Here is a 743-nt window from a genome sequence, read left to right on the forward strand (position 1 = left end):
AATCCGCCAGCAATCGGCGCCAACCGAGGCGTGGACTACCGAGATCAAAGGGACGGATGCGGAGGGCAAGCGTGTCGAGGACAACGCGTGAACAGTCGCTCCCGATTTATTCCTGGCCTTTTCTGTACTCAATCTCTGAAACCACCCACCCTGCCGGTTGCCGCCACCGATGCACATGCCAGCGTGCCAATGCGCACGACCGAGTGCGCTGGTGTAGCGAAGCTTGCGCAGCTACCGCGTGCTCATGCACCACAGCCTAAGCCTCATGCTAATCACCCAGCCGGTTGAGTGGAGCAGGTACAAACGTCCGCCTGTAGAATGTCCTTCTTGCCCATTAATGCAGACGCTCTACCTCGTCCCGATGATTTGGGCTGCCGCTGGAAGGTTCTGCGATGCCGGCGAAGTCGCCAATCCACCGCCGATGCACGACCTGGTCATTCTGCGGCTGGTCAAAGAAACGGGGATCACCGTCGAACAGGCGCGCGATCTCATCAACCTATTGGGCAACCTCAACTGGGACTCGCTCTTGCGAGAAGCCCGATTCCTTACCAGCGCCGCTGAGGCGATAGGCACTCAGTCACGGATATTGAAATATTGAAAGCGCCACAAAATCCGCTAATCTCAACTGCGGTCGCCTTTGCTTGCCACGGGGTGACCACCTAGCCTAACCCCGCTCCGGCCAAAGCGTCCCCCGCCCTCGCCCCAACGCCGGAGCGGGGCTTTGGTTACCCTGGGCCTTGTCA

1 protein-coding gene is annotated in these 743 nt (G+C 59.5%); it reads left to right on the top strand.

Annotated elements, in window-relative coordinates:
- Positions 1 to 337: 337 nt before the first annotated feature.
- A complete protein-coding gene (locus tag NKH59_RS33410; RefSeq protein WP_352542276.1) occupies positions 338 to 598 on the top strand; it encodes a hypothetical protein in 261 nt (86 codons plus the stop codon).
- The last annotated feature ends 145 nt before the right edge of the window (positions 599 to 743 follow it).

It is taken from the genome of Mesorhizobium sp. M0998 (assembly GCF_040318885.1).
Lineage (GTDB): Bacteria > Pseudomonadota > Alphaproteobacteria > Rhizobiales > Rhizobiaceae > Mesorhizobium.